The sequence below is a fragment of the Acinetobacter sp. TAC-1 genome (assembly GCF_029025845.1).
Taxonomy (GTDB): Bacteria; Pseudomonadota; Gammaproteobacteria; order Pseudomonadales; family Moraxellaceae; genus Acinetobacter; species Acinetobacter guillouiae.
In genome coordinates this window covers 2,420,155-2,444,872 of sequence record NZ_CP118892.1, presented here as the reverse complement: position 1 = coordinate 2,444,872, position 24,718 = coordinate 2,420,155, and the positions used below count along the sequence as shown (strand labels likewise).

Below are 24,718 nucleotides of genomic sequence, written 5' to 3'. Positions count from 1 at the left end.
TCATGGCAAAAACCATTTTAATCACAGGCGCAAGTTCTGGAATTGGTGCAGGAATGGCACGAGAATTTGCGCAAAAAGGTTATAACTTAGCCGTCTGTGCGCGTCGTTTAGAGCGTTTAGAAAGCTTAAAACAAGAGTTGGAGTCTAAATATGGTATCAAAGTGATTGCCAAAACTTTAGATGTGACTAACTATGAGCAAGTTTTTCAAGTCTTTCGAGCATTTAAGCAGGACTTTGGTAAGCTTGATCGTATCATTGTCAATGCAGGTGTTGGTGATGGTCGTCGTATTGGCAATGGTAAATTTGAGATTAACCGTGCAACTGTAGAAACCAATTTTATTTCTGCATTGGCGCAGTGTGAAGCCGCTGTTGAAATATTCCGTGAGCAAAAGTTCGGTCATCTGGTTGTGATTTCGTCTATGAGTGCGCTTCGTGGTATGCCTAAACACTTGACCGCATATGGGGCAAGTAAAGCTGGTGTAGCTGCTTTAGCGGAGGGGATACGTGCTGAGTTAATTGACACGAAAATTAAAGTTTCTACGATTTTCCCTGGTTATATTCGTACTGAAATTAATGAAGGGGCAAAAAAACTACCGTTTGAGGTCGATGTTGAAACAGGTTCTCATTTATTGGTTAAAGCAATTGAAAAACAACCTGTTAAAGCTTATGTACCACAATGGCCTTGGTTGCCGATAGGACTAGCCATGAAAATATTGCCATTAAAAATTGTGAATAAACTCGGTTGAGCTTTATTTAGCTTTAAAAGACCCATCAAGGGTCTTTTTTATTGCATTGCATAGATAAAGCTTTAAAATCTAACTGGATAAAAAATAATGAGAATTTTAATATGTTTATCGTATTGGGTTTTTTCCTGACCAGCTTTTTAGTTTTTCTTGCGCGTATCTTGTATCTCTTCTTTTTTGAAAAGCACTGTGAAATTCAACAATACCTGATGCAAATCGATGATATTCAAAAGTTAATGTATCTTGGTATCATTTTAATCGGGACCTATAATGCCTATTTGATGAGCAAAAGTAGAAAGTATGCGGTTTTAGTTTTTGAGTTTATTGGTACATTCATATTTGCTTTTGCCTTAAATTTTGTTGATTTAGCCCAATAGCAACTTGGCCATACAATTAAGTAAAATCGACATTGAACTTTATGATTTTAATATTGCGACAAGCTATATCCGACTCTGACTGATTTTGAGATAGCTTTGTTGGATTGGTACTCAAATATGCTTTTAAAAATCTCTACCATTGTTCTCGTTCCCGCATTAATCCTTCAAGGTTATCGCGTCAAGAAAAATACACCTCGATTAGCTGAACCTCAAGGATTGCGAAAAGGTGTTATAGGACAAGGAAAAGCACTATCTATTTTAATTTTGGGTGACTCTGCTGCCGCAGGTGTGGGGGTTGAAGATCAACGTGAAGCCTTATTGGGGTGTTTACTCGATGAATTAACCTCTAATTTTGAAGTCACTTATCAATTAGAAGCGAAAACAGGAGATAGCACCTTAGAAATTTTGCAAAGAACCAAGCAATTAGACAATCAGCAGTTTGATGTTGTGATTACATCGGTGGGAGTAAACGATGTCACAAAACTTATTTCACCACAAAAATGGATTCAGCAACAAAAGAAACTTTATACAGAAATTGAAGCTAAGTTTTTACCAAAGATGATTTTAGTCACGGGTGTTCCCCCAATGAATCTGTTTCCAGCATTACCAAATCCACTGGGATGGCTGTTTGGACAGTATTCGAGTGCAATGAATCACAAGTTAGCCCAATTCATCGAAAATAAAATCAATTATCAATTGATTCGTTTTGATTTAGCCCATTTTAAAACTTTAAATTTACAAATGGCACGTGATGGTTTTCACCCAAGTCAGGAAATTTATCAAATTTGGGCAAAACAAATTTCACAGTGTATTTTTAGCAAATTTAGCTAATACAACGTTCAAATATCTATCTTTGACTATAATAAAAGCCTAAAAGCACGATTCAAAAAAGTATCAACGCCATTCATAAAATATTGCTTTATTGATTTCGCTAGAAAAAATTAATTAACTAAAATCACTATTTTGTATCTTTACACTGAATATTTTCTTTTTCTTTGTAATAGTTTAAAGCAATATCTAAGTCTGAAAGTAATTTAGTTTCAGTATAGTTCTCTGGATTTAATTTAAGTAAATTTGGCATGTAATTCGATTTGTATTCTTTAGGATAATCTTGACATACGATTCTGGTCTTATCATCCAATGTTGTATTTGGATCATCAAGCTGATCAAGATATTTACTAATCATTTCATCTGATTGTTCAAATTGTGCAGTGAGGGTTGGTCGATCTGTTTGCGCAGTTGTATGCTGCTCAGGCTCTTTATTGCAAGCAGAGAGGGCAATGATCAAGAATAATGCTGTAAAAAGTTTAATGTTCATAACGAATTGATTTTTAATGTTAAGAAAAAGTTTTCGGTTGTATAAAGTCAGTTAATATTTAGATAAATCTTAAAGAACCTTAACTATCAAATATATTACCGAGATATGCAATGATTTTTATTACCATATCTTGAAATTGTTACAAATTCAAGATGTTTAATGATTTTATTTGAACTTTCCGATTAAAAACAGCACATCGCCAAGTTTTGTATTTTTTATATGGGGTTATATGGGGGCAAATTGACGCAACGACTTTTATTAGTACTAAGAATATTGATTAAAGCTTTGTTCTATATGAAATTTCTAGTAATTTTTTAAAACTAGTAATCACAGCAGCAATAAAGAGTTGACCCGTCATAAAGAGATTTGATGCAAAATAGTTTTGTCGGAATGTTGTTGAAATTTATTTAAAAATAATAGCTTAGTGGTCAAGTTGAAAAATTCAGATAATGTGTTGTATTAAATAAATTTTTTGTAAGGTTTATTTCTGATCGCAACTTGAGTATCTTATCCCCAAAATATTAAGAGGGTATTTCATGAAAAAAATATTCATTATTGCTTTAACAACCTTAGCATCAAGTTTCACCTTTGCAGAGAACTTACAGTGTGAAAAAAGCTATGAGATTTTTAATAAGCAAGGGGACAAGGAAATAGAAATACTAAAAAATGGTTCACTTGATGATGTGATCAGTTATTATGACCAGATTGAATATGATCGTAAACTTAAACCTAAGCATCAAGGACAGACTTTTTCTTCAGGCGAATGGATCAGGTATGCTGAGTACAGAAAAGACATTAAATTACAGCAAGATTTAGCCAAAGATGGATCTTATAAAAATATAGATTCTACATTTTTAAAACCAAAATTAAATTATATTTCAAGTGTAGGTGAAGTTTGTGTTGTGCCTATGCAATCACAAGATGAAATATTCAAAAAACGTATGCAGACTGAAGCTGACATAATTTTTATACGCGATATTCAAACTAATGAATGGCGAAGATTTATCTATTTTGGAATTGAAGATAAAAAAGACTTTAATGAGTTTTTCCCTGATTTTCCTAAAAATGTAAAGCTTGCTCAAATGTTAATAGATAACAAAAATTTTGCAGAGAGCACTTCAGAATTTGGTTTGTTAATGCTTGAAGAGATGGGTGTTGAGATCACAGCAGAGATGAAGGAAATGATGAAAAATCAAACAGATCCTTTTAGAGTTAAGTTAAGCGCGAATGGCTACTGATTTTTATTGTGTTTGTCGCATTTAAACCACCTGCGGGTGGTTTAAATGCATTGATTTTGAATATCTATCAATTATATTATTGATCTATAAAGGATTTAGCATCAATTACAGTCATTTTAGGCATCTCCTCCATTGGTATATGCCCAACTCCAGCATATTTTATAACAGTTATATTTTTTGCATCATTTTCCCATTTATTAATCTGCGTTGAAGGTAACCATTTATCATCAGTACCCCATTGAAGTAAGATTGGATTTTTAATATATTTTATTTGTTTTTTTAGCTCATCTGTCATATTTATTTCTGTTAATATTTTAGCTAATTCAAGCATAGCCACTCTATTACCTTCTCGTAAAAAAAGTTCATGATATCGTCGAGAAATTTCAGGGGTTATCCGTTGTTTATTGCTGTATACATCTTTTAATCCTAAATTAAATAATATTCTAGGAGCTGTTAGCTTGGCGAGTATTAATAATTTTGAATCTAAGATATGTTTTAATATATTGCTAGGTTTGAAATGATATGCGCCTGGATTTAATAGGATTAATTTACCTATTTTGTTGGGAAATTTTCTAGTAAATAACCATGCAATTAATCCACCCATTGAATTACCTGCTAGATGAAAATCGTGTATATCTAAATGTTGAATAAATTCAGAAAGAAATTCAACATAATCATCAGGATGATATTTTTTTTGAGGATGTGGGCCTGTTAAGCCAAATCCAGGTAAATCGATACTTATAACTCGATAGTCTTTTTTTAGATACTCAGCCCAAGCTTCCCATGTATGTGAAGAAGACAGTATGCCATGCAGTAGGACAATGACTTGTCCATGCCCCTGATCAGTGAAATGTACATTCATTCCTTGGATCATGGCATACCTAGAATGTACCGATTCATATCGACTACGAAGCTCAGATAATGGAATTTCTTTCAATCCTAATTCTTTATTAAGCACTTCACTGATGAATGAAAAATTCTGTTTGATTTTATTCAGTTTATGAATAAGTTTAATTTCCATATAAATCCTTTAGAACTTTTTTAAGCTTTCAATAGATATTTTCGTATTTCTTCTAGGAGAAAAATTGGTAGTATCACTCTATAAATTAGGAATTCGCGCCAAAATAGGAATTTTTATGGCAATAGCAAGAATATCTACATATTACTTTCAATGGTTGCATCAATATTTAAATGGACTAAAGATTGATCATGAAATGATGAGAAAGGCTTTAGATTTTGATTTTAATACTGATTTTTTACCTATGAAAGAATGGCGTAGATACTTGAAAACCGCAGCGGAAATAACAAGCGATCCAAATTTTAGTTTGAATTTTGCAAAAACGATAAGTTTTAATAGTTTTGGGATAGCTGGATATTTACTTTATAGCAGTGAAAATTTAGAAGAATCTTTAAATTTAATGAAATTATTTCAAAAGATCTTTTTTGATGTCCATGAATTGGAGATAAAACAAAATGAGAAAGACTTTGTTATTGTCGGAAAAATCGAACTCTCTTTACCAGGCTATCAAGAAGAGTTATTTTCTTTAGCTGCCCCAGTTCAATTTATAAAAATACTTACGGGTCTTGAAGTTAAACCGATTGCTTTAGGAATGAGAAACGCTGCTAAAGAAAACACTCAAGAACTGATGGATTTCTTCTCTTGTCCAATTAATTTTGAACAAAATGATATGTGGATTAAGTTTGATAAATCAGTTTTTAATATTAAAAATCTAATGCCTGATACGATTTTAAAATCTATACTATCAAAGCAGACATATGATTTATTAAAAGACTTAGAATATAAAGACGAACTCATAAAAAAAGTTCAGTTACAGATTATTCATCATATTGCTTTAGGCGAACCTAAATTGGCCTTAATTGCATCTAGCCTCGCTGTTTCACCACGTACTTTAAATAGGCAGCTACTCAATAAAGGTATAACTTTTCGTGAATTATTACAGGATACAAGAAAAAAATTAGCTTTAGAGTACTTAAAGGATAAAAGTTTAAATTTAACAACTATTGCAACTTTAATCGGTTATTCAGAACAGAGCACGTTTATTCATGCATTTAAGCAATGGACAGGAAAAACACCAAATATTGTTAGAAAACAAATGTAATATCTATCATCTAATGAATTTTAATAGGCTTTTCTGATATATCATTGTGAGGATTAATGCCAGCATTGTACAAAGCATAATAATCATTGATAGATTCATAAGTGGATTAAAATTAAAAGTATGACTGATCGGTACCACAATTAAGCAAATTAAGAATTGAATAGCACCTTGAAGTGCACTTGCAGTACCAGCACGTTGACCTTGTTGAGATAATGCCAATGCATTACTGTTTGCACTTACCAATCCAAGACCTGCGACAAGACCAAACAATCCGAGCATGGTTGAGGATAGATTGACCAAATCATATCGAGGCGAGATAAATAGCCAAATCGCACTCATCACTTGAATCAGAATACCAAGTAATAAGATTCTTATAAGGCTAAATCGACCAATCAGACGAAGATTGATTTGCGAGAAAATAATCAAGCCAGCGGCATTTATACTGAAATAATAACCAAAATTTTCAGGTTTTATCTGAAATTGATCAATGAAAATCGCTGGTGCAGCGGCAATATAAGAAAAGAATGCTGCATAAGACAAACTACCTATAAGTGTAGGGGTTAAAAAACTTTTGTCCCGACAAACATGGAAATAATTGATAAAAATATCGCCAACATGAAGAGATTTTCTTTTATGGTCATTCAGTGTTTCTTTAAAATAAAAATGCACAAGAACAATATTGATGACACCGAAACAGGCAAGGAAAATGAAAATACTTTGCCATCCCCAATTGACTAAAAGCCATCCACCCAATATCGGTGCAAGAATTGGTGCGAGTCCCATCATGAGCATCATGCTGGATAAAGCTCTTGCAGACTGTTTAGGTGTTAATCGATCACGAATCGCTGCACGTACCATTGCCATTCCAACGCAACCACCTAAAGCTTGCAATACTCTTGTCATTAACAATTGATCTATTTGTGTGGTAAAAATACACAAAACAGATGCGATCACAAATAAAGTTAATCCAAAATATAGCGGTGGTTTACGACCAAATCGATCACTAATCGGGCCATAAACAAGTTGACCAATGACTAAACCTAAAAAATATGCGGGCAATGATGATGACACAACACTGGTTGTCACACCAAACTCTACTGCAATTTCAGGAAATGCAGGTAAATACATATCTATTGACATAGGGCCGAGCAAGGTTAAAAAGCTTAAAATACTGATCCATGCCAGGGTATAAGGTTTTGTTTCAGAGGAGTTATCAGTTGATTTCTGTATATGGGGTGATCGAGGCATAATCTTACCTAAATGATGATCTTCCGCAGAATGGATGAAAAAAAACAGCGTCACTCAGATTTATGCATTGTGCTTATTGCTTAAAACAAGAAGCATTTCATCCATTTTGGGAATGTCTAGATAGAATGTATTGGCTAATTTAAATTCAGCTGACACGTATTTATTTCTGAGATTCGTTAACCGAAATGACAAGCAAAGGTTTGCACCACGATTTTATTGTTTTTCACAATCAGCGTATCTGTGGCCATTTTTGCGTTGGGTGCTGACCAGCGGATATAGGCGACTTCACCATAGACTGTTTTTTCTTCTATGTTAATTTCACGTGTACCTTTAGGGAAAAAATCCCGATATACGCTTATAAATGTTTCTCGAATCTGATCAGTACCACGTATTACCGTATCAGTTCCATTGATAATGATGGCATCAGATGCATAGTCTTGCACTGTTAAGTCCACATCACCTAAGCGGAAAGCATTTAAATGCCTTTCTAAAACAGCTAAAGTTTCTGTTATTTCACGATTTTCAGTATTTTGTATATTCGTAGTATTCATAAATAGATCTCCAACATTGCTATAGATAGGGGCCGTATCTAACGACTGATCAATACATTATTGTTGTATTGAATCGCCCCTTGTAGCTATAGAACAGTTGAAACAGTTATTCCGATTTGTTGAAAATCCACCAATAAAACTAATTTTTAATTGAAAGTGTGATGTTTTTTCCCATATTCAAAGCGGATAGTTGTTGGTTCAATTTTAGCTGTTCAAATTTAAGCGCGATAAAATCAATAAAACATCTAGTTTTTGCTGGCATGTGTTTTTTGCTAGAAAAATAAAGATTGGTATTTCCTAAATCTGCATACCAGTCAGGTAGGATTCTAATCAAAGTTCCATCTTCTATATATTTTCTTGCATGAGCAGTGGATATCGCAGCAACACCTAATCCTAAAGCAGCGCCTTGATGTAATGCACTTGGATCATCTGCGATAAGTTTTTCATTTAAATTAAGGTAAAACTCTTGTTCATTTGGACCTGTAAATTGATATTCATGTAACTTACCGGTTTGAGGAGATTTCATGACAATCCCATCCCAATCGGAAATTTGCGCTGGATGATTGGGCCGTGTTTTATGTTTTAAATAATCAGGTGAGGCAACAATAATCATGTGCAGTGGGGATAGTGGTCTGATAATAATGCCTTGACCTAATTTAATCCCACTTCCAATTGCCACATCAAAATTATCTGTTATTAAGTTGACCTGTCTATTAGATAAGTGCCACTCAAGTTTGATATCTGGATATTTGCTGATAAATTCAGGCATCAATGGCAGGATATATTCCACCCCAAATCCAGCACTTAGACTGACTTTTAAAATGCCTTTTGGCTTGCTCGAATCAACATTAAATTCTGAAATAGTTGTCTGAATACTATTTAAACTTTCTCGAATACTGATAAAAAAGTGTTCACCATCTTCCGTCAATTTAAGATTTCTGGTACTTCGATGAAAAAGCCGAACACCTAAATTTTGCTCTAACTGCGCTACATTTCGAGACACTGCGGCAGGTGTTAAGCTTAAATGTCGTGCTGCGGCAGAAAAACTTCCATATTCTGCACTTTTTATAAATGATTCGAGATTAGACAGCGTTTCCATATTCTATTTTCAATTTTTACTTGAAAAAGATTATAGCAAAAGCACTCTACTTCACAATGAGTACTGATTTTATAGTCGAGAGACTTTAATGAAAGAGTAATGTGAAATGTTAAACAAATTGTCGCTGGTTGGAAAAGTTGCGTTAGTTACCGGTGGGTCGCGAAGTATTGGTGCTGAAATTGTCAAGACGTTAGCCGCCCATGGCGCTATAGTTGCTTTTACTTATCATTCTTCGCAAATCAAAGCTGAAGAATTGATTAAAGAAATCGAGTTTCATGGTGGGCAAGCCATAGCGATAAAAGCAGATTCAGGAAATCCTGAAATGCTAATCAAAGCGATAGAAGATGTTGCTAAAAAATTCCATAAAATCGATATATTAATCAACAATGCTGGAATAAGTCATTTAGGCAGTCTAGAGTCAGTATCAATCAGTGCTTTCGAGCGATTGGTGGCTGTCAATATTACCGGGGTATTTTTGGCCACTCGTGAAAGTTTAAAACACATGGGGAAAGGCGGAAGAATAATAAATATAGGCAGTACGATGGTCAATTATTCTGGTTTTAGTGGAGCATCAATTTATATTCTTACAAAAGGTGCAATCACAGGATTTTCACGAGGATTAGTCAGGGAGCTTGGCGTTAAAGGTATTACAATTAATACCATTCATCCTGGTCCAACCAATACTGATATGAACCCTATAGATGGACCAATAGCAAGCCTATTACTGCCTAATATTCCCGTAGGTCGATATGGTGAGGGCATTGATATTGCGAATTCTGTTTTATTTTTAGCGAGTGAACAGGCGAGTTATATTAGTGGTGCTGAATTAAGTGTCGATGGTGGTTTTATTGCTTAATACCTTTGGATCAAAATAAAATTTATATGTTCAGCCCCCAGAAAATGAATTGAAATTTTCTATTCCAAATCTATGGAAAAACCCTCTATTTATAGAGGGTTAAAACAATTCAAAAATCATACTGTTTCAATAGATTGCTGCTTAGCTTGTTTTGACATATGATCAATTTTAGATGGGAATAAAAATGATTGAACAAATAATTTCTATCGGCTATTTTTCAGTTTTCACATCAAAATTCGAACTCAAATACAAAATGTTTTTCGGCTCAACTAAAGAGACATTTTTCTTTTCATCTATTACAGCACAAAGGGCAGAACCACATAAAATACGGTACTGTTTAAGATTATTTTCATTACCAGTAATTTTTATTAAAGGTAATTCTTTAATATTGGAAAGTACTTCTGAACCATTTTTTTTACCTTTTTCTTGTGTCTCAAGAATAGATGTGAACAACATGAATGAACAACCTATGATTAGAGATACATAGATAGTAAAAGTTGTATAATTTTTCTCCAATTCATCAGTCAGGCTTGAATTATGTGGTTTGACTTGATGTTTTAATCGAAATTTGATTTTACGTCTTAAAAAATCAACAATCTTTTGATCTAACTCGAGTGAGACATAGATGTATTTCAAAACATAAAGAGTTATGCCAATTAGGAAAATAGTTATTAAAGGGTTTAATGCTTTAAGAAATCCCCAATAGATTTTGTCTTGAACGCTAAAGTTTAAGACTATAGGATCAACATAGAAAGGGCGTAAAAAACCGCCTAAATAAGCTTGACCAGATACAAATAGAAAAATGGCAATCAGTGAAATAATGATTGCTGTATCCAACGAGAAATTAAACTTCATTTTCTTTCCTTATGATTGATTTTTAGGGCAATGCTTGACATATTTTGCAAAAAAATGGCTAGAAATGCATCATAAAACTAAAGAACCTCATAATTGCTATTTGATACGATTAAGACTTTCATAAAAATTTAATTGTAGTATATTTAATATGTTGTTTATTAGTAAATTATTATGGATAAATATGAGGTATGAAGTGAAAAAAATATTTTTTTTGAGTCTGATTCTTTTGGGAACTGTTCATACTGTTTGTGCGGAAACATTTATTCCGAGAAGTGTTAGTGGTGACAAAGGTAAATACTATTTGCTTGAATCTAAAAGAAATGGAAATACCATAATCGCAATTCACAAGCGAGTTGGTGTATATGATACCTACTATACTAAGACAGAAACTAATTGTTCTACGATGAAAATGCGTGAAATAGGGGGTAGTGATCTTTCTGTGAAGGATATAAAGAGCGATCCTACTAAATGGTTTGATTTAGTTTCAGGCTCAAGTAAAAGTGATCTGGCTAATTTTCTATGTAAGAAATATAAATAGGATATTCTTAACCTAAGAGATTATTGATTTTGTAACTTCGATTGATGATTGATCTTTGAATAGCTTTTATTTTTAGCAGTTGTTAAAGCATTAGGATTGAAAACTTAGCGATATATAAATTCATGATTTCTGTTTATATTGATGATTAATATATTTTAAATAAATTTTAGAGGGTTAAATGAGTTTAACGAATGAACAAAAAATATTTCTAGACAAGATGGATATAGATCATATTCGCATAATTAAGCTTAATAGAGATATTCAAAATTTAATTGAAATAGCTGATGATTTTGAACATCATAGAAATGGATTATTAGATGAAGCAGCATATATTGCAAATAAATTACAACGTTGTAAAGGTGTCCACTCTGTAAGATCTAGAGTAAAAGATACGGGTCATTTAATCGAGAAAATAATACGCAAGTGGGAAGAAAAAGAAGTTTCGGAAAAATATAAGGCAATTTCAAAAGATAATTATAAAAGCACAATAACAGATCTTATTGGTGTTCGAGCTATTTATTTATTTAAAAGTGATTGGGAAATTGTTCATAATCATATTTTATCTACATGGAAACCAGAAGAAAAAGTTAAAGTATATCTCCGTTATGGTGATGCAGAAGAAATATATGCACATAGTGATTGCGACTTAGAAGAACACAATAATGGTTATCGTTCAATTCATTACATAATTCCAGCAACTCAAATTGGAGGTGAGAAAATTTCGTGTGAAATACAGACCAGGACTATTTTCGAAGAGGGTTGGAGTGAAATTGATCACAATGTTCGGTATCCTAGTTTTTCTAATGATCCACACCTACAAGAATACTTAGATTTATTTAATAGAATGGCTGGTAATGTTGATCAAATGGGGAGTTATGTAGGATCATTAGTAAAGTTAATTGAATATAAAAAATCTATGGGGGATTTAGCAAAAAAACTAGCAGAAGTACATGATCAGGAAATTTCAACTTTAGAAAGTAAACTTGATCAACTTTTAGATGAAAAAGCAGATCATATTGAAATTAAAAAAGTAAGAAAACAATTGAAAACACAATACGATGTTCAGAAAAAATTATTAATAGATAATAATTTATTGGTTGAAAAAACGCTGAAAGAAGATAGTAAAAAGTCGGAAGCTGGTTCCTTTAACTTACCTAGAACATTCGAAGAAATGATAGCTAATGCGCTTGGTTTAAATGTAGAAATTATGAAAAATGAAGAGGTTTTAAAAGCAGCCCGAGCAGCTGAAAATTTATCAGCTTCAATAAATCAAAATGAAGATATAAAAAGATTAGCAAGAGCAGTATCAGGTTGGAATGTAAAAGTTGGATTAATGGATGAAAGTTATTCACAAGCAGCTGGAGGTTCTGATAGATCTATTAAATCAAGCGTAGTTAATGAGAAAAAGTTTCTAAAGTAAATATATTTAATTAAAAAAAGCACCTCATCATGGTGCTTTTTATAAGTCTTTAGTTGTTGATTCCAACTGACATAAATAACATTTTAATGTCTCTTCGTCATTATCACTTTTAATAATTTTCGCAGACTTGCTTTTAAATTAGTTAAAAAGAAGTGAATACATTAAGCAAGCAAGGCATTCAGATTTCCTTTACTCTTTTATTTAGAACTAGGAAAGCTAAAAGCTCATTTTTGTTAAGAAAAATTCTAAAAAACTATATATTTTCAGAAGTTTTTCATGATGAATATCATTTTTCTCACATAGGGGTTGGAAGTGTAAAGTATCGTGATGCTTTTCTAAAACACCACTAAAATCAGAGAAAAATTTAAATATAATGTCATGCTAATCTGGTGCACTTTTATTTCATATTTCTTGTATAAAAAGTAAAAAATGATATTCCACGATTAGCAAGTAAAAATGTTAAGATAAAAGTATAATTCTTAAATTATTTCTTATTTATAAATGACTGATATCGAAATAGAAACCCACCCACTCAAACCATTTCTTCCTGTAAATGCCAAGCTATTGATGCTTGGTAGCTTTCCACCGCCTCAAAGCAGATGGAAGATGGATTTTTACTATCCGAATTATCAAAATGATATGTGGCGGATTTTTGGGCTTATTTTCTTTGAAAATAAAGATCACTTTTTAGATTTGCCTAATAAAAATTTTAAGGAACAACGTATTCGTGAGTTCTTAATCGAAAAAGGTATCGCAATTTTTGATACGGCGTATCAAGTTATTCGCTTAAAAGGAAATGCCTCAGATAAATTCCTACAGATTAAAACCCCCACAGACCTATCACAGCTTTTAGCGCAAATTCCTGAATGTAACAGCATCATGACCACTGGAGATAAGGCAACAGATACCCTGATGTTATCTATGCCTGAAGAAACTGAAAAGCCACAGATAGGGCAATCCTCACAAGCTATATTTGCTGAACGAGAGATATGTTTATATCGGATGCCTTCTTCATCAAGAGCGTACCCACTAGCACTGGATAAGAAGGCAGAGGCATATAAGAACTTATTTAAAGAAATAGGCTTACTTTAAGTAAGTTTAAAACTCATAATTTGGCATCATAGTTGGGTATTGAACCCATTTAAAACCAGTCACATTAAAATCTCGAACATGGGTAAAACTAGACCAAATCAATTGGCTCCCTTTAGTCCATGAGAGTGGTTTGATACGCTGTTCAATCATTGCTAATTCTTCAGCAGTGGCGATACGTAGTTCACCAATTTCGATATTTAAACGAACACCGGGAAAATCTGAAAATTTACCAAGAATCATCGATTTCAACCAGAAAAAACGTTTGCTATTCACTGCTTGTAAACATGCTTTGCTATTGTTAGGAATGTTTTCTTTAAATGATTCACTATAAGTATCAAAGAAAAATCCAGTTTGATTATTTTTTAAAAATACGGTTCCTATAGGCGTTATATTGGGTTGCCCCAATTGATCGACAGTTGCAATCGAACAATGCATAGAGGCACGTTGAGCAGTTGAAATGGTTTTTATTATTTGTTGCCAATTTTGGGAATCAATCATGTTTTTTCTCCTTAAAGCGTCAACATGTTGAATAAAATTAGCAAAATAAACCATATCTGTAATTGACAGTTTTTGTTCTAGCTTAGGCATTTATCCCATTGTACTTGATTAAATCGATATACACATATAGTCAATAAATGCTTAAGCTTTTGCATTTTCTATGCAAATCGTTTTGCCAGAGCAACACAGATCACAACTGCAAAACAAACAACAATCATTGCAAAACTTACATGCTCACCCAATAGAACCGCTGAAAGCATTAAACCAATAAACGGTTGTACCAATTGAATTTGTCCAACTTTGGCAATTCCGCCCAACGCTAAGCCTTTGTACCAAAAAATAAAACCGATCAACATACTAAACAGTGACACATAGATTAAACCAATTGTTTCTGGCCAATGAATATTTGCAAAGCTTGATGGTAGGTAATATAGACTTGAGATGAGCATCAAGGGTAATGCAACCACTAAAGCCCAACAAATCACTTGCCATCCACCTAGTTCTCTTGAAAGCTTTCCACCTTCAGCATAACCCAGTCCACAGACAACAATTGATGCAAGCATATAGAGATCACCCACACTAAAACTTAAATTACGGTTTTCATAAAACATAAATCCAACCACAATGGCACTACCAATTAAGGCAAATAACCAAAATTGTGTAGCAGGTTTTTCACCCCCGCGTAAAACTGCAAAAATTGCAGTCGATAAAGGCAAGAGACCAACAAAGACAATAGCATGTGCCGAGGATACTGTTTGTAAAGCTAAGGCCGTAAATAATGGAAAACCAATCACCACACCTAAAGCCACAATAACCAATGATTTAAATTGGGCAAAAGAGGGTTTTGATTGCTGTAAAATAAACAGGCAGATTAAAGCAATACTTCCTGCAATGGCTGCCCGAGCTGTGGTTAAAAATTCTGGACTAAACCCCATGACAGCAATACGGGTTGCAGGCAAAGAGCCAGCAAAAATCGCTACACCAATAAAACCATTTAGCCAGCCAATATTTGTTTTATCCATCATCAATTACTCAGTCAATTTATGATGATTTAAGCGCTATTTACTGAAAATATATATGTACACTACAGTACAATTTTAAATAACTGTTATGCTATTTTTACCAGTACAATTCTACTCAATCTAACGAGTTTTCTCAGATTTCTTATCTTTAAAATATGTGGTTTTAAATGGCAAAAACTAAAATTGAACAAACAGTGCTGATGATTAAAAATCAAATTTTGAATAAAAGTTTGATTGCAGGTTCACGCTTACCTTCAGTCCGTCAGTTTGCTACACAAACAAATTGTTCTGTTTCAACGATCGTTGAAGCCTATGCCAGATTAGTTGCGGAAGGTGTTTTAGAATCTCGTCTTGGTTCTGGTTACTATGTGTTAGGTAAAGCCGAACCGATTCAAATGATTGATACTGAAATACAGTATCAACGTGAAATAGATCCCTTATGGATTTCAAGGCAGTCATTAGAGGCGAAGACGGATGTGCTAAAACCGGGTTGTGGCTGGTTACCGACCACTTGGATGCCTGAGCAATCGATCCGTAAAGCGTTAAAACAAGCTGCCAAATCTGAAATCATCATGCTTACTGATTATGCAACACCACATGGACATTTGGAGTTACGTAAATTTATTGCCAGAAAAAAAGAACTGTATGATTTAAAATTTAAATTGAATCAGATGCTTATTACTGACTCAGCAACCCAGTCCATTGATTTAATTTTTAGACATTTGCTTAGCCCTGGTGATGTGATTTTGATTGATGATCCTTGCTATTTTAATTTCCGCGCCTTGATTAAGGCACATCATTTAAAAGCCGTTCCAATTCCATTTACAGAAACGGGACCAGATGTAGAGAAATTTGAACAAGCACTGAATTTAAAGCCAAAAATCTATTTAACCAATTCAGGGATTCATAACCCAACAGGAGCCACGATTTCGCTACAAACGGTTTATCAAATTTCCAAGCTGGTTGAGAAAACTGATTTATTGATTATTGAAGATGAAATTTTTGCTGATTTTGAATATACACCAGCACCACGTTATGCTTCATTAGCCGGTTTTAAACATGTCATTCAGATTGGCAGTTTTACCAAAACCCTTTCAGCAGCGATTCGTTGCGGTTATATCATTGCGGAGTCTGAGCTGATTGATCAATTAATAGATTTAAGAATTGCAACCAACTTTAGCAATAGTCATTTAAATGCAGAAATTATTTATCAGGCTTTAATGGACAGCAGTTATCCTAAACATTTAGATTGGTTAAAGAAACATTTGCTTAAAGTCAGCAATGAAATGATGCAAAAGTTGGGGCAACTCGGTATAAAGCCGTGGATTGTGCCAACAGCAGGGATTTTTTTATGGTGCAAATTGCCAGATGATATACAGGCTGCGGAATTATCAAAGTTATGTCTTAAACAGGGCGTAATTCTTGCGCCGGGTAATTCTTTTAGCCAAGCTGAAAATGCAGGACAGTTCATGCGCTTTAATGTTGCACAATGCGTGGATAAAAAGGTCTTTGATATCTTAGCAATGTCAATTCAGCAGTTAAAAATAAATAACTTACAAAGTTAGCGAAAATCCTTTTCCTTATTGCTTTAAAATATGGGTAAATAGTAAGCAAATTTATATTGATTTCAGTGGAATAATTATAATGAGTGTTCAGGATGTACCAAGTCCAATTGATTTAAAAAATCCGCAAGATGCTTTGCAATGGGCAAATGAAGCCAATGAAAAACGCCCTTGGCGTTATGAGTTTTTTGACTATTATGTGAATTTAATTCAAAAAGCAGCCAAAGAGAAACACTATCAAACTGATCAAAACAAGCACTTCAATATTTTAGAAATAGGTTCAGGTCCTGGTTTTCTTGCCAAACATTTACTTACCCAGTGTGCTGATATTGAATATACAGCGCTAGATTTCTCTGATGCAATGCATGAGCTTTCTAAAAGTAAGCTACTTTCTTCTGAGTTAGACAGAGTGCAATATCTGATTGCTGATTTTAAAAATGAAGATTGGCGCGATCAGCTTGGACAATATGATGCCATCATTATTCATCAAGCTTTACATGAGTTACGCCATAAAAACTATGCAAATCAATTTCATCAACAAGTAAAGACATTATTAAAACGTGATGCTCTGTATTTGGTCTGTGACCATATTTTTGCATCAGATGCGATGAGCAATAATGACTTGTATATGTCGAAACATGAACATTTTCAAAGCTTAAAATATGCAGGCTTTACTGACATAGAACTGGTTAAAGAGATCAAAGGGCTCTGTCTGTTTGAGTGTTATTTATAGCAGTAAATATTTAATACGTTTGGTATATGCGTTGTCATTACACTAAACTTACATCATCCATTCAAGTGGTAAATATGAGACGCTATACATGACAAATCGTTGGAATCGTGTTGTTTCAGGGTCAACTTTATATTCAATCACTTTGCCATCCGCACGATGATCTAGCCAGATCAGCTCACCTTGTGGATTAAGTTTTAACTCATAAGCAACCCTAAATAGGGTTTGATCCAATAGATTTGAAATTTGCTCTTGTAAAGGATCTGATTGAACAACCAGTCCAACTTCGGTATTGATATTGAATGATCTTGGATCAAGGTTAAATGAACCAATAAAGACTTTGTCATCAATATTGATAAATTTTGCATGCAAACTGGATTTATTTTTGCCTTTTTTCGGAATGATATTTCCTGTAAGGACCTCATACCAAGTACGGCGATTGCGTTCTATATAAGGTTTAAATTCATAAAGTTTTGCGCCTCCTTTAAGCAAGTCAACTCGATACTTTTGATAAAACGCATGGACAAGCGCAACATCATTTGCCATAAAGGAGTTGGTTAAAATTCTGACTTTGACATTTTGTTTAGGGAATTGGTTTATGAAATCCGTCCCATTTTTTGTAGGAACAAAATAAGCGGCAATCAAATCCATTTCTTGTTTGGGATCACCCAAATGTTGGTGAATTTGGTGTGAAATTAATTCATTACCGTGTGCTTGTCCTAAACTTTTCTTTGGAGAATCTGCCAGAAAATCGGCATAAGCCCAATTGATTTTATTTTGATTAAGCTCATTGGCGAGTTCTTTCTGCTCAAGATTTACCTTTTCATCTGTCGTATGTTCAGCTTGTTCAAGTCGTTCAAAGCTTTTTCGCAAAGTTAATAAATCTTGATCAGAACCTTTATCAATAAATTGATCAATCGGATAGCTTAATTGAAAATTCCAAAAATCGGTAAAAACTTCATTTGCACGATTGACTGCTTTACCAAAAAATAAAATATCCATATCGGTAAATTGGAAAGATTCACTGGCATCAAAATATTCACTGCTGATATTTCGCCCGCCTGTCACAGCAATTGCACCATCAGCAATAATTAATTTATTGTGCATTCGATGGTTGATTCTGTTCATTCTAAAAATATAATCCATTACACGAAAGTGTCGGAATTTATAAGGATTGTATAATTTGATCGAAATGTTTGGATGTGTCAGCAATGCACTTAATTGCCGATCTATTTTTGTTCCATTTTGATCATCGATTAATAAGCGTACTTTTACACCGCGGTCAGCAGCTTTAAGCAATTCGTGTAGCATTAAATTGCCAATAAAATCATCCGCCCAAATATAGTATTGTAAATCAAGTGTATATTTGGCTTTCCGAATCAGGTGGATACGTGACGCGATACTTTGGAAAGCATCATTCATGGCTAAATATGCAGTGAGACCTTGGGTAAGCATCTGTTTTGCTTGAGGCTCATTGATCCAATGCTCTGCATATACTTTAACTTGTTGTTCTTGTTCTGGTTGATTCATAGGTAAACTACATCCAGTGATTGAAAAAGCCAAAATAACGAAGGCAAGTGAAGTCTTTGAATGATTCATTCTTTCAATGAGTACTTTAAATTTTACGAAATCATATCATCAAGTTAATGGTTGAATCTGTAAAGAGAAAAAGGTTACTGTAGTCCAACTGTTAAAACACAAACCTATTAGGATATTTAGCTATGAAATCACGTGCTGCTGTTGCATTTGGTCCAGGAAAACCTTTAGAAATTGTGGAAATTGATGTTGCTCCTCCACAAAAAGGCGAAGTCCTTGTTAAAATTACCCATACAGGGGTTTGTCATACAGATGCATTTACTTTATCTGGTGATGATCCAGAAGGCGTATTTCCAGCAGTTTTAGGCCATGAAGGGGCTGGTATTGTTGTTGAAGTAGGTGAAGGTGTAACTTCAGTAAAACCTGGGGATCATGTAATTCCTTTATATACGGCAGAATGTGGCGAATGCTTATTCTGTAAATCAGGCAAAACCAACCTGTGTACAGCCGTTCGTGCGACACAAGGTAAAGGGGTTATGCCTGATGGAACGACACGTTTTTCTTATAATGGTGAACCTATTTACCACTATATGGGTTGTTCAACTTTTAGTGAATATACTGTCGTTGCTGAAGTATCATTGGCTAAAATTAACCCAGAAGCAAATCCTGAACATGTCTGTTTACTGGGTTGTGGTGTAACGACAGGGATTGGTGCAGTCCATAACACAGCAAAAGTACAAGAAGGCGATTCAGTTGCTGTATTTGGTTTAGGTGGTATTGGTCTGGCTGTTGTACAAGGTGCGCGTCAAGCGAAAGCAGGTCGGATCATTGTTGTTGATACCAATCCTGAAAAATTTAAGTTGGCAGAAGAGTTTGGTGCGACTGATTTCGTTAATCCAAAAGACTATGACAAACCTGTTCAAGAAGTGATTGTTGAAATGACAGGTTGGGGTGTAGACCATTCATTTGAATGTATCGGCAATGTCAATGTGATGCGTTCAGCGCTTGAATGTGCTCATCGTGGGTGGGGACAATCAGTCATCATTGGTGTAGCAGGTGCAGGTCAAGAAATTTCTACCCGTCCGTTCCAGCTTGTGACTGGTCGTACATGGAAAGGAACCGCATTTGGTGGGGTAAAAGGCCGTACACAATTGCCGGGTATGGTTGAAGATGCGATGAAAGGTGATATTCAACTTGCACCTTTTGTTACCCATACAATGGGCTTAGATAAAATTAATGAAGCATTTGATTTAATGCATGAAGGTAAATCAATCCGTACAGTGATTAACTTTTAAGCTTAAATACTGAGCACCACTAAGAATCAGTGATACATCATGTATCACTGGTTTTTATTTGCATGATAAATGTATGAGTTTTATATATTAATTTTCTAAGCTTATCTTTTTTTGTTATGTTATGGCTTTAAAGCAAAAAATCAAAATAGGTCGTCTTATGAAAAATGTTGCAATTTTAGGTCTTGGTATTATGGCTTTAACTGTATCAGCATGTTCTTCGCTTCAAACTAATGCAACGCCAGATCAAACAGCACAAAACACTCAAACTACATGTTTTGCTGAACGCGCAACTCAATTGATTGGTCAAAATGATATGTCTGAAGCGAAAATTAAGCAGCTTACACAGGCATCAATCGTACGTAAAGTTGCGCCAAATCAAGGGGTAACTATGGATTATCGTATTGAACGAGTGACTGTAACTGTAGATCCTGCGACCAAAAAAATTACCCAAGCGACTTGTGGTTAATAACACAAATTTAAGCCTTATATGATTGAATAAATACTGATTTATTCAATCATGATTTTAAAGTTTAATTTAACAAAGTCGCTTCATTTATTCGACACAGAACAATCATTATAAAAGACTAAAATAACAATGTTTTGCTACTGAGTGACAGATAATACTTGCTTAAAGCAGTTTTTTTGTTATGTTTTAAGCTGTACTTTTGGATGTGTGGCGTTAGAGCACAAGACTTCAATTCATTAGCTATTATTAAAACCCTATGAAAAGACTATTTTTAATCCTATTTGTGATTTTGATATCAAACTCAATATTTGCTCAGAGTGAAAATTATAAAATTGCCATGGATAATTTTATAAACAACTATAATGCTGATCAGTATGAAAAAATTTATGATGAATTTTCTGTTGAAATGAAAAAGACATTGCCGCTTGAAAAGACAAAGCAATTTTTCTCAGGATTGAAATCTCAGGCAGGAAAAATTGAAAGCAAAGAATTTCTCAGTGATCAACAAGGAAGTTATGTCAGTTATAAAACCAAGTTTGAGAAAATGGTGTTAACGGTCAATATTTCGCTTGATCAAGAAAATCATATCAAGGGACTTATTATGAAGCCTAACGAAGTCCAAAAAGAAATAAATAGTAGTAATACTGTGAATGCACTTAACGCTTATCCAAAAGAAATCTCAGACATCATTTTTTCGAATAGCCAAAATTTTCCAAATAATACGCAACTTTCTATTGCAGTCGTTCAGAATCAAAAGGTGAAATATTATGGGGTTATCAAAACTGATGGCATGATCAAACCAATTGAAAACCAGAATAAGGTTTTTGAAATTGGTTCTATTACCAAAGTTTTTACATCGACTGTTTTAGCTTCGCTTGTTGATGAAGGAAAAATTAAATTAACGGATGATATCAATCCATTTTATCCATCTTTAAAATTTAAAAATAACACTCAACTGAATTTTAAAGACTTGGCTAATCATACTTCTGGTTTACCGCGCTTACCAGAGAATCTAGATTTATCGAATCAAAGTAACCCCTATAAAGATTATGGTAAAAGTCAGATTGAACAATACCTTAAAGATGATTTGAAAATTGAAAATGAGCCTGAGAAAAAATATGTTTATTCCAATTTAGGGGCGGGGTTATTAGGCTATACGCTTGGCGTATCACAAGGAAAAAGCTTTCAAACATTATTACAAAAGAGAGTTTTTGATAAATACACAATGAAAAATTCATTTGTAAACTCGCAAAATCTAGATAATAAGTTAGTAAAAGGGCAAAATCCTGATGGACAAATCGTATCAAATTGGGATTTTGACGTTTTGTTTGGTGCTGGCGGGCTATTATCAACAACAGAGGATTTAGCAAAATTTGCAATCGCACAATTCGATCCTAAAAATACCGAATTGACTTTAACACGTACACCGACCTTTGAAATGAACAAAGATATGAAAATCGGTTTAGCTTGGCATTTGTTGAAATCACAAAATGGAAAAGATTTGGTTTGGCACAATGGCGGAACTGGTGGCTATTCATCTTCAATGGCAATAAATGTTGAGGATAAGACGGCTGTTATTGTGCTATCTAACCTCTCAGCTTTTCATCCAAAAACGAAAAACATTGATAAATTATGTTTTCAGCTTATAAATGAAAAAGAAAATAATCCAGATAGTTAATCTGGCTTATGTACTAGAAAGACAAGCATATGAGTTTGTTTTGTATATTCTTTATAATACAAAAGCATATCTAATGGCCACGACTTTATTTAAAAACACAACATATATTAAAAAATGGAGATTCTATGAAATTAGAACTTATCAAAAAAATTGAACCTGAAAACCCGATTCTTTCTGCAATTTGTATAGATGAAAATACGGCAGTTTTCTTGTCTTATAATGAAGAACAATATTATCAACTCTTATTTGTGTCTAAAGAGGAGTACATCATTATAAATTTAGACTATACAGATAAATACTATCAACTTGAAAATGCACCTGTTTTATTCTCTATAAATAAACAATTCGGCATAATTAAAAACAAAGATGAGTTATTGTTGTATTCAAATGAAAAACAGATGTTCGAGACGATTAAAATCAAAAATACTGAAATACTCCCCCAAAGATTTAATCTACATTGGAAAACACCTATAAGCGATTGTTCTGTCTTACCGATCTGTTTTAGTCAGGATGGTTTGGGAGATGATACAAGATATATTGCCATGCTTCATTTGGATGTGTTAATTCAACAAGCTTATTGGGTAAGGTGGTTATCACTTGAAAAGCAGTCATTCTCTCACCATCAAGATGTTCTTTCTCCACCTAAAGTTGATACCGCTATGTTGAAAGATAACGAGTTATATGTTTTTAGCTCTGGTGGGAAAGTAACATCTGTAAACAAGTGGGGGATGGATTACTATGCTTTTATAAAAAGCAATTTAAATGGAAAAGTGGTTGAAACCTTTATAGACAGTGGTGACTTACATTCAATCGACCAAAAAAAGCGTGGTGTAAATGGTTTATTGGGAAGTTCACAGAAGTATTTAATGCTTACACCTGTTTTCCAAAATGATGAGTGGAAAGGAAAACAAAAGATTTTCTCTCTAATTACAAAGGAAATTTCAGACATCACTTTTCCTCGTGGATTTGGAAAATATCCACAAGTTGTCCAGCATCTTGGTGATATTGTCTGGGTATATTTGCGTGATACGAAACAGATTGCTATATGCAAAGAAAAATAATCCTCATAACACTCTAATATTTTTAATCATTTTAAATGAATACAATCCATGATAGAAAAAGCTAAAAATTTAATTGAAGATTTTAATCAACAAGGTTGGAAGGCCCCAAATCTTTATGAAAGGCTCTTTGAGTTTATCGGTAATGCTGAAGCAACTTTTACGTTTTGCAGATTGTTTCTGACAAATTTTGAAAAAGGGGCAACAATATTTAATGACTCACTGAGCTATATTGAGAAAGCACAATTTTCTGAGCTTATTGTTCATTCGCTTAATATTCTAAAACATCAAGCGAATGAAAATGCAGAGGCAGTGATTGAATATGCAAGCTTGCAATTTCCAGAATTACTTCATCAATATTTAGCGCTTATTTTTGAGCTAAAGGCGAATGAATCAGCTTTTTATGCTGAATACCCTTGGCGAAATTTATCAGCAGAGCAAATCAAGCCATTTGTATTGAAAATGGAAAGTCATACAACTTCACTTTCTGACAAGCGAAGACTATATCGTTGTTTAATCGAAACAAGAGATTTAGACACACTAAATTTTGCTTATCAATTTGCGTTTGAGCATAATATTTTTGAAAGGGAGGATTTAGAGGATTATTTAACTTACGATTTAGAATCTGTTGGCTTTACATTCAAAAATGGAAAAATTAAAAGTTATTGTCCAAATCCAGTGTATCATTTTAAATTTCCAGAGAAATATTTTTGTGATAATCGGCCGATCCATATTAATAAAAAGCAGCATCCTACTTGGCGCTTGACTCCAAATGATAAAAAATATGAGTTTGGTGGACTTATCCAAAATGATAAAGATAATCCTTTTGTTCACCTCATTACCTTTGAAAAAATTCCTAATGGCTTAAATATTAAACAGCTAAAAAACCTTACATTGGGAATGCATATTAGAGAATTAAATGAATATAGTGAAATATTCTACCAACACAATGATCGTGGTGAGCCGGCAAAAATTGGCAATACACAGATAATAGAAAATTATCACGACTTAGCAATTAAAAACACTAAAATCTGCTTTGCAGAAACACCAAATAGATGGACTTATCAAAGTTGGGGCAGTTCAAATGGTAGAGAAAATCTTTTTAGATTAGGCGGTGAACCGATTTGGATACAAAGTGCTCAAGTTTTAACTTGTCCAATTTGTAATGAAAAAATGGATTTTCTGATGCAGCTTGATACAGATCTTCCAGATATTGAAAACGGTGAAGTTTATTTTGGAAGCGGTGGAATTTGTTATGTATTTTAGTGCGATCAATCAAAGGTAAGTGGCTATCTCGTACAATGTACTTAAAAACTACAGCTAATCGCTGCTTTCATCTGGAATGACGTGCAAAATACAAGTTTTGTCCCTCAATCGAAATTCATATTCTTGTCGTTATATGTCACTTTAGAGAGATA

Annotated in this window: 25 protein-coding genes; 16 read left to right on the top strand and 9 right to left on the bottom strand. The window is 33.7% G+C overall.

Annotation, left to right across the window (positions count from 1 at the left end; all coding sequences use genetic code 11):
* Positions 1–2: 2 nt before the first annotated feature.
* The 3 genes from PYV58_RS11420 to PYV58_RS11410 all read left to right on the top strand — a co-directional run bounded on the left by PYV58_RS11420 (position 3) and on the right by PYV58_RS11410 (position 1,951).
* Positions 3–746 (top strand): SDR family oxidoreductase, encoded by a 744-nt coding sequence (locus PYV58_RS11420; protein ID WP_004720558.1) that lies wholly within the window; start codon positions 3–5, stop codon positions 744–746.
* 101 nt (positions 747–847) lie between these two features.
* Positions 848–1,120 (top strand): hypothetical protein, encoded by a 273-nt coding sequence (locus tag PYV58_RS11415; protein WP_034610483.1) that lies wholly within the window; start codon positions 848–850, stop codon positions 1,118–1,120.
* A gap of 117 nt (positions 1,121–1,237) precedes the next feature.
* Complete coding sequence (locus tag PYV58_RS11410; protein WP_034610486.1) at positions 1,238–1,951, top strand: SGNH/GDSL hydrolase family protein; 714 nt, start codon at positions 1,238–1,240, stop codon at positions 1,949–1,951.
* Positions 1,952–2,078: 127 nt separating this feature from the next.
* Here the strand turns inward: PYV58_RS11410 and PYV58_RS11405 are convergent, their stop codons facing one another.
* Positions 2,079–2,438 (bottom strand): hypothetical protein, encoded by a 360-nt coding sequence (locus PYV58_RS11405; RefSeq protein WP_034610489.1) that lies wholly within the window; start codon positions 2,436–2,438, stop codon positions 2,079–2,081.
* A 536-nt stretch (positions 2,439–2,974) separates the two neighbouring features.
* On the opposite strand from PYV58_RS11405, the gene PYV58_RS11400 reads away from it, so the two are divergent.
* Positions 2,975–3,676 carry a hypothetical protein gene (locus PYV58_RS11400; protein WP_034610494.1) on the top strand — a complete coding sequence of 234 codons (702 nt, stop codon included), beginning with the start codon at positions 2,975–2,977 and terminating at the stop codon, positions 3,674–3,676.
* 76 nt (positions 3,677–3,752) lie between these two features.
* Here PYV58_RS11400 and PYV58_RS11395 read toward each other — a convergent pair whose 3' ends face one another.
* A complete protein-coding gene (locus tag PYV58_RS11395) occupies positions 3,753–4,697 on the bottom strand; it encodes an alpha/beta hydrolase (RefSeq protein ID WP_034610497.1) in 945 nt (314 codons plus the stop codon).
* A gap of 115 nt (positions 4,698–4,812) precedes the next feature.
* Here PYV58_RS11395 and PYV58_RS11390 point away from each other — a divergent pair, with 115 nt between their 5' ends.
* Positions 4,813–5,796, top strand: a complete 984-nt coding sequence (locus PYV58_RS11390) for an AraC family transcriptional regulator (RefSeq protein ID WP_051670967.1) — start codon at positions 4,813–4,815, stop codon at positions 5,794–5,796.
* 6 nt (positions 5,797–5,802) lie between these two features.
* Here PYV58_RS11390 and PYV58_RS11385 read toward each other — a convergent pair whose 3' ends face one another.
* From PYV58_RS11385 to PYV58_RS11375, 3 genes are all read right to left on the bottom strand, one after another.
* Entirely contained in the window at positions 5,803–7,044 is a 1,242-nt protein-coding gene (locus PYV58_RS11385; protein WP_034610500.1) for a Bcr/CflA family multidrug efflux MFS transporter, read from the bottom strand.
* Positions 7,045–7,220: 176 nt separating this feature from the next.
* Positions 7,221–7,595: a nuclear transport factor 2 family protein gene (locus PYV58_RS11380; protein ID WP_034610505.1), complete on the bottom strand. Its 375-nt coding sequence runs from the start codon at positions 7,593–7,595 to the stop codon at positions 7,221–7,223.
* 139 nt (positions 7,596–7,734) lie between these two features.
* Positions 7,735–8,694 carry a LysR family transcriptional regulator gene (locus tag PYV58_RS11375; RefSeq protein ID WP_034610509.1) on the bottom strand — a complete coding sequence of 320 codons (960 nt, stop codon included), beginning with the start codon at positions 8,692–8,694 and terminating at the stop codon, positions 7,735–7,737.
* Positions 8,695–8,800: 106 nt separating this feature from the next.
* On the opposite strand from PYV58_RS11375, the gene PYV58_RS11370 reads away from it, so the two are divergent.
* Positions 8,801–9,550, top strand: a complete 750-nt coding sequence (locus PYV58_RS11370; RefSeq protein WP_034610512.1) for a 3-oxoacyl-ACP reductase family protein — start codon at positions 8,801–8,803, stop codon at positions 9,548–9,550.
* A gap of 210 nt (positions 9,551–9,760) precedes the next feature.
* On the opposite strand, the gene PYV58_RS11365 is transcribed toward PYV58_RS11370, so the two are convergent.
* Positions 9,761–10,405 (bottom strand): hypothetical protein, encoded by a 645-nt coding sequence (locus PYV58_RS11365; protein ID WP_034610513.1) that lies wholly within the window; start codon positions 10,403–10,405, stop codon positions 9,761–9,763.
* 193 nt (positions 10,406–10,598) lie between these two features.
* On the opposite strand from PYV58_RS11365, the gene PYV58_RS11360 reads away from it, so the two are divergent.
* The 3 genes from PYV58_RS11360 (at position 10,599) to PYV58_RS11350 (ending at position 13,455) form a co-directional block, all read left to right on the top strand.
* Positions 10,599–10,943 (top strand): hypothetical protein, encoded by a 345-nt coding sequence (locus tag PYV58_RS11360; protein ID WP_034610558.1) that lies wholly within the window; start codon positions 10,599–10,601, stop codon positions 10,941–10,943.
* Positions 10,944–11,121: 178 nt separating this feature from the next.
* Complete coding sequence (locus PYV58_RS11355; protein ID WP_051670969.1) at positions 11,122–12,363, top strand: hypothetical protein; 1,242 nt, start codon at positions 11,122–11,124, stop codon at positions 12,361–12,363.
* Between the two features lie 501 nt (positions 12,364–12,864).
* Positions 12,865–13,455 carry a uracil-DNA glycosylase family protein gene (locus PYV58_RS11350; RefSeq protein WP_034610516.1) on the top strand — a complete coding sequence of 197 codons (591 nt, stop codon included), beginning with the start codon at positions 12,865–12,867 and terminating at the stop codon, positions 13,453–13,455.
* A 6-nt stretch (positions 13,456–13,461) separates the two neighbouring features.
* Here the strand turns inward: PYV58_RS11350 and PYV58_RS11345 are convergent, their stop codons facing one another.
* Both PYV58_RS11345 and PYV58_RS11340 read right to left on the bottom strand, forming a co-directional pair.
* A complete protein-coding gene (locus PYV58_RS11345; protein ID WP_034610562.1) occupies positions 13,462–13,953 on the bottom strand; it encodes a pyridoxamine 5'-phosphate oxidase in 492 nt (163 codons plus the stop codon).
* A gap of 158 nt (positions 13,954–14,111) precedes the next feature.
* Complete coding sequence (locus PYV58_RS11340) at positions 14,112–14,975, bottom strand: DMT family transporter (protein ID WP_034610565.1); 864 nt, start codon at positions 14,973–14,975, stop codon at positions 14,112–14,114.
* A 167-nt stretch (positions 14,976–15,142) separates the two neighbouring features.
* On the opposite strand from PYV58_RS11340, the gene PYV58_RS11335 reads away from it, so the two are divergent.
* Positions 15,143–16,540 carry a PLP-dependent aminotransferase family protein gene (locus PYV58_RS11335; protein ID WP_034610518.1) on the top strand — a complete coding sequence of 466 codons (1,398 nt, stop codon included), beginning with the start codon at positions 15,143–15,145 and terminating at the stop codon, positions 16,538–16,540.
* 79 nt (positions 16,541–16,619) lie between these two features.
* A complete protein-coding gene (locus PYV58_RS11330; protein WP_034610521.1) occupies positions 16,620–17,270 on the top strand; it encodes a class I SAM-dependent methyltransferase in 651 nt (216 codons plus the stop codon).
* A gap of 48 nt (positions 17,271–17,318) precedes the next feature.
* On the opposite strand, the gene PYV58_RS11325 is transcribed toward PYV58_RS11330, so the two are convergent.
* The gene (locus PYV58_RS11325) at positions 17,319–18,797 is read right to left on the bottom strand and encodes a phospholipase D family protein (RefSeq protein WP_034610524.1); all 1,479 of its coding nucleotides are present in this window, start codon (positions 18,795–18,797) and stop codon (positions 17,319–17,321) included.
* Between the two features lie 191 nt (positions 18,798–18,988).
* Between PYV58_RS11325 and PYV58_RS11320 the strand changes: the two genes are divergently transcribed.
* The 5 genes from PYV58_RS11320 to PYV58_RS11300 all read left to right on the top strand — a co-directional run bounded on the left by PYV58_RS11320 (position 18,989) and on the right by PYV58_RS11300 (position 24,566).
* Positions 18,989–20,098 carry an S-(hydroxymethyl)glutathione dehydrogenase/class III alcohol dehydrogenase gene (locus PYV58_RS11320; RefSeq protein ID WP_004720535.1) on the top strand — a complete coding sequence of 370 codons (1,110 nt, stop codon included), beginning with the start codon at positions 18,989–18,991 and terminating at the stop codon, positions 20,096–20,098.
* 157 nt (positions 20,099–20,255) lie between these two features.
* Complete coding sequence (locus PYV58_RS11315; RefSeq protein ID WP_034610567.1) at positions 20,256–20,564, top strand: I78 family peptidase inhibitor; 309 nt, start codon at positions 20,256–20,258, stop codon at positions 20,562–20,564.
* A gap of 256 nt (positions 20,565–20,820) precedes the next feature.
* Positions 20,821–22,242 (top strand): serine hydrolase, encoded by a 1,422-nt coding sequence (locus tag PYV58_RS11310; RefSeq protein ID WP_051670971.1) that lies wholly within the window; start codon positions 20,821–20,823, stop codon positions 22,240–22,242.
* A gap of 125 nt (positions 22,243–22,367) precedes the next feature.
* Positions 22,368–23,303 (top strand): hypothetical protein, encoded by a 936-nt coding sequence (locus PYV58_RS11305; protein ID WP_034610530.1) that lies wholly within the window; start codon positions 22,368–22,370, stop codon positions 23,301–23,303.
* Positions 23,304–23,351: 48 nt separating this feature from the next.
* Positions 23,352–24,566 (top strand): hypothetical protein, encoded by a 1,215-nt coding sequence (locus tag PYV58_RS11300; protein ID WP_275059526.1) that lies wholly within the window; start codon positions 23,352–23,354, stop codon positions 24,564–24,566.
* The last annotated feature ends 152 nt before the right edge of the window (positions 24,567–24,718 follow it).